Below are 4,490 nucleotides of genomic sequence, written 5' to 3'. Positions count from 1 at the left end.
GCGGGAGTACGAGGCGCCGCGGGGGGAGGTGGAGCAGGCGCTGGCGCAGATCTGGGGGCAGGTGCTGGGGCTGGAGCGCGTGGGGCGCCATGACAACTTCTTCGAAATCGGGGGCGACTCCATCGTGGCGCTGAAGCTGCTCGCCCGCATGAACCAGAGCCTGGCGGCGGAGCACGCCTTTTCGCTGCAGGACCTGATGCAAAAGCAGACCATCGCGCAGTTGCTGCAAGAAGCCCCGGGCGCGAGCGCTCCGCTGCGGCCCATCCAGCGCCTGGCGGCAGGGGCGAACACCTCGGCGATGCCGCTGTTCTGCATCGCGCCGGCGTTGCGGAACGTGCTGGACTACCAGCCCCTGGCGGACGAACTGGGCAAGGACCGCCCGGTATATGGCCTGTGCTGCACCGACCTGTCGCGCATCGACGCCATCGAGGCGCTGGCCGCCTACCACGTGGATCTGGTGCGCAACGTCTGTCCGCAGGGGCCGGTGGCGCTGCTTGGCTGGTCGCTGGGCGCGACCGAAGCGGTCTACATGGCACACCTGCTCGAAGCCGAAGGGCGCGAAGTGGCGTTCCTCGGCATGGTGGATAGCTTCGTGATGCACGGCGGCATCGTTCCTTACGACTGGCGCGAAGAGGCCCGCACCTTCCTGGCGGACTGGGTGGATGCCGGCGCCATCGACCAGGTGCTGCAGGTGCTCGGCACGGCGGACATGGCCTGCGTGGACTCGGTGCACCACACCACACAGGCTGCCAATGCGCTGGTGGCGCAGTTGGGCATCGATCCGGGCCAGGGGGGCATGGTGGAGAAATTCATGGCCTATCGTCGGCTCGATGCCGCGATCATGAAGCTGCCTCCACTGCCAGAGCTTCAGGCAGTGCCCGATGTCTGGTGGCGCGAGGACCGACCCCCGCAGGAGGTGACGGCACTGGCGGACCAGCTGGGTGGACGCCTGCGCACGGGCGCATCGATCGGTGCGAGCCACCGTCAGATCATCCAGCACGGCGATCTGCTGCGGGCCTGCCGCCAGGCGATGCGGGCCACCGGGCCCGCGATGCAAACGCCAATGCGGCGGGTCTGACACACGGCGCCGCCCCCAAGGCCAGGGGGGCGGCTGCACGCCGCGGGGATTTACCAGCGGTACTTGGCGGTGGCCGTCAGCGTGCGCTCACGCCCCATGTAGCACTCGCGGTGGTAGCAGATGGTGTTGTACTTGCGGTCCAGCAGGTTCGTCGCGTTCAGTGCGAAGCGCCAGGGGCCCTGGTCGTAACGCAGCGCGGCATTGAGCAAGGTGAACCCGCCCTCGGCCGTGGTGTTCGCCTCGTCGTTCTGTCGCTCGCCCACGTAGTTCACGCCTGCGCCCACGCCGAAGCCGCCGCCGATCGCGTAGTCCATCCAGAGCGATGCGGTCTGCTTGGGGATCGTGGCCGGGATCTTGCCCAACTCGCTGGTGTCGGCGCTCTCCAGCACCTTGAGATTCAGCACCGTGAACGATGCGGTGGCGCTGAGCCCGCGCATCAGCTCGGTCTTGGCCTCCAGCTCCAGCCCGCGCGAGCGCTGCTTGCCGATCTGCCGGGCGTCCGACGTGATGCTGTCGTAGGTGACCACGTTGGTCTTGCGCAGGTCGAACAGCGCCGCGGTGAACAGGGTCTTGCCGCCCTCGGGCTGGTATTTGATCCCCACCTCCACCTGCTTGCCCCGGCTCGGCTTGAACGGGTTGTTGTTGATGTCCACGCCACTGGTGGGCAGGAACGATTCGGCATAGCTGGCATAGGGCGACCAGCCGCCGCCCAGCAGGTAGTTCACCCCGATGCGGCCGCTGAAGGCGTCGTCGCTCTGCGTGGTGCGCTGGGCGCTCAGGCGGTTGTCGGTGGTGGTCTTCACATGGTCCTGGCGCCCGCCCAGCGTGGCCACCCAGCGGTCACCCCAGCGGATCTGGTCCTGTGCGTACAGGCCGATCTGGTCCATCTTCTGCGTGAAATCGGCCATGGGCGTGCGCGGTGTGGGCACGGCCATGCCGTACACGGGATTGAGCAGGTCCAGGTTGGGGCCGACGCCCCGAAAGCGCAGTGCCGTGCCTTCGAGGTGGTTCCAGTCCAGGCCGAAGAGCAGCGTGTGCTGCGCCGCGCCCGTGCGCACCGAGCCCTGCAACTGCGTGTCCAGGGAGCCTTGCTTGAGCCCGTCGTCCCAGGAGCGCGTGCTGCGGGAAATGGTGTGCCCGTCCGCCAGCACCGTATCCGCCCACAGCGCGTTGCGCTCCAGGGCGATGTCGGTGTACCGGGCGTTCTGGCGCACCGTCCAGCCGTTGTTCAATGCATGCTCGAACTGGTAGCCCAGTGAAGACTGGTCCTGCTGGAAGCGGCTGAAGGACGGGTCCCCGTATTTCACGTGCCGCAGAGTGCCGTCGGGCCCGAAGAAATTGGCGTAGTACGGGTCTTCGCCCGATTTGTCCTTGAGGAATTCGCCCAGCAGCGTGAACGAGGTGGCGGCGCTCGGCTGCCAGCGCAGCGACGGCGCGAGGTACAGGTGTGTGCGGTTGATGCGGTCGCCGTTCGGGTAGCGGTCCTGGTCGTTGCTGTCCAGGCCCACGCCCACCAGGCGGAAGCTCAGGTCGCTGCCTTCGCTCAGGGCGCCACCCACATCGAAGGCCAGTTGCTTGCGGTCGAAGCTGCCGTACTGCACCTCGATCTCGCGCGTGGCGTCGGCGCTCGGGGTCTTGCTCACGCGGTTGATGACGCCGCCGGCATCGCCCTGGCCGAAGAGCACGGAAGAGGGGCCGCGCAGCACTTCCACGCGCTCCAGCCCGTAGGGCTCGGTCATGCGGTAGACCACGCCGAACTGCGTCTGCGGCAGCCCGTCACGGTAGCTGCTGGTGTTGCCCGGAAAGCCGCGCAGCGAAATGTATTCCCAGCCGCGGTTGTCCGGCCCGTACGTTGCCACCGAGACGCCAGGCGTCTGGGCCACGATGTCCATCAGCTCCAGCGAACCGCGCGCATCCATCTCGGTGCGCCCGATCACCGAGATCGACTGGGGCGTCTCCAGCAGGGCGGTGTCCGTCTTGGTGGCCGTTCTGCTGCGCTGGGCCACGTAGCCGTTCACCGGGCCGTCGGGACGCTCGGTGTCGGCGCCCGCCTTCACCACCACGGTGGACAAGGTGCCGCTGGCGGCCTGCCGGCTGGCGCGGCGAATGGTGTAGCCCCCGCCGGCGGCGCTGCCGGCTTCCAGCGCGCTGCCGGCCAGCATGGACTGCAGGGCCTGCTCCACCGTGAGGCGGCCCGAGACCGGGCGGGACTCGGCCCCGCCCACCAGGTCGCCGGACGCGAACACCGGCACCCCGGTCTGGCGTGACAGCTCGGCCAGCGCGCTGGCCAGCGGCTGGGCGGGCACCTTCACGTCGAAGGCCTGCGGTGCCACGGCTTGCGGTGCCTGCTGGGCCAGGGCCGCAGGGCTCCAGCCGGCGAGAAGGGTTCCGAACGCGGCGGCGAGCGCCGCACCCAGGAGGGACTGACGGGGAAAGGAATGCATGGCTTTCTGAAACTCCAGGTAAATCGAACGACAAGGCAGCGGTCCATCGCGGTCCAGGCGCACTGGCCCGCAGTCGGGCGTGGCTTGTGCTTTGTTCCCATGACGTTCGAGCGGGCAGAACGGAGACAGCCCGCGTCCGGTTTCTTTGTCGGGGCGCTGCCCCAGGGTGTCAGCGGGCTCGCAGTTCGACGCCGCCGTCCGCCCGGGCATGCACGGTCAGGGGCAGGATCGTCGGGAGCGCGGCCAGCAATGCCGCGGAATCGCCCGCGCGGAACCGGCTGGACAGGCGCAGATCGCCCAGGCGCACATCGGCCAGCGTGATCGGCTGGGCGCGGTAGGCGTTGACCGTGGCCAGTGCATCGCGCAGCGGTTCGTTCCTGAACACCAGCCAGCCTTCCCGCCAGGCCGACAGCTGGGCCGGGTCCACGGGGCGTACCGGCTCGGCCCGGCCGTCCTGGAGGGCGAGCAACTGCCCGGGGTGCAGGTCGATCGCTTCGCTTTCTGCAATCGGGTCGTTGCCCGAAGGGGCCGTCAGCGGCTGCACGCGCACGTGCCCGCGCTCCACTCCCACGGTGACGGGGCCGCCCCGGTCGCGCACCGTGAACACGGTGCCCACCACCTCGATGCGCGCGCCACGGGCCAGCACCACGAACGGGCGGTCCACATCGCGGGCCACTTCGAAGCGGATCTCGCCCTGGGCCATCCGCACGCTGCGGTGCTGCCGGTACAGCGCCACGTCGATCGCGCTTCGGGGCGACAGGTCCAGCCGGCTGCCCGGGGCGCCGTCCTGCCCGTCGGCCAGCGACACCTTCAGCACCTGCGCAGTGCGTGTGGCGTAGGCGGCAGTGAACACCGGCTGCTGCCAGAGCCACTGCACGCCGCGTCCGGCCAGCAGCCCGGTGCCCACCAACGCGGCGGCGGACAGCAGCAGGCGCCGCGGCATGCGCCGGGCATTGGGCGACGCAGTG

Annotated in this window: 3 protein-coding genes; 1 reads left to right on the top strand and 2 read right to left on the bottom strand. The window is 69.4% G+C overall.

From position 1 onward, the window contains the following. The coding region (locus tag AC27IQ_RS19185) for a thioesterase domain-containing protein (RefSeq protein WP_487090429.1) at positions 1-1,078 on the top strand (1,078 nt) is incomplete at its 5' end. 50 nt (positions 1,079-1,128) lie between these two features. Here the strand turns inward: AC27IQ_RS19185 and AC27IQ_RS19180 are convergent. Both AC27IQ_RS19180 and AC27IQ_RS19175 read right to left on the bottom strand, forming a co-directional pair. Next, positions 1,129-3,522: a TonB-dependent siderophore receptor gene (locus AC27IQ_RS19180; RefSeq protein ID WP_487090428.1), complete on the bottom strand. Its 2,394-nt coding sequence runs from the start codon at positions 3,520-3,522 to the stop codon at positions 1,129-1,131. Positions 3,523-3,691: 169 nt separating this feature from the next. Then, on the bottom strand, positions 3,692-4,490 hold a 799-nt coding region (locus tag AC27IQ_RS19175; RefSeq protein WP_487090427.1), incomplete at its 5' end, for a FecR family protein.

This window comes from Acidovorax sp. KPB24-07 (assembly GCF_057543315.1).
This window is presented reverse-complemented; position numbering and strand designations above follow the sequence as displayed.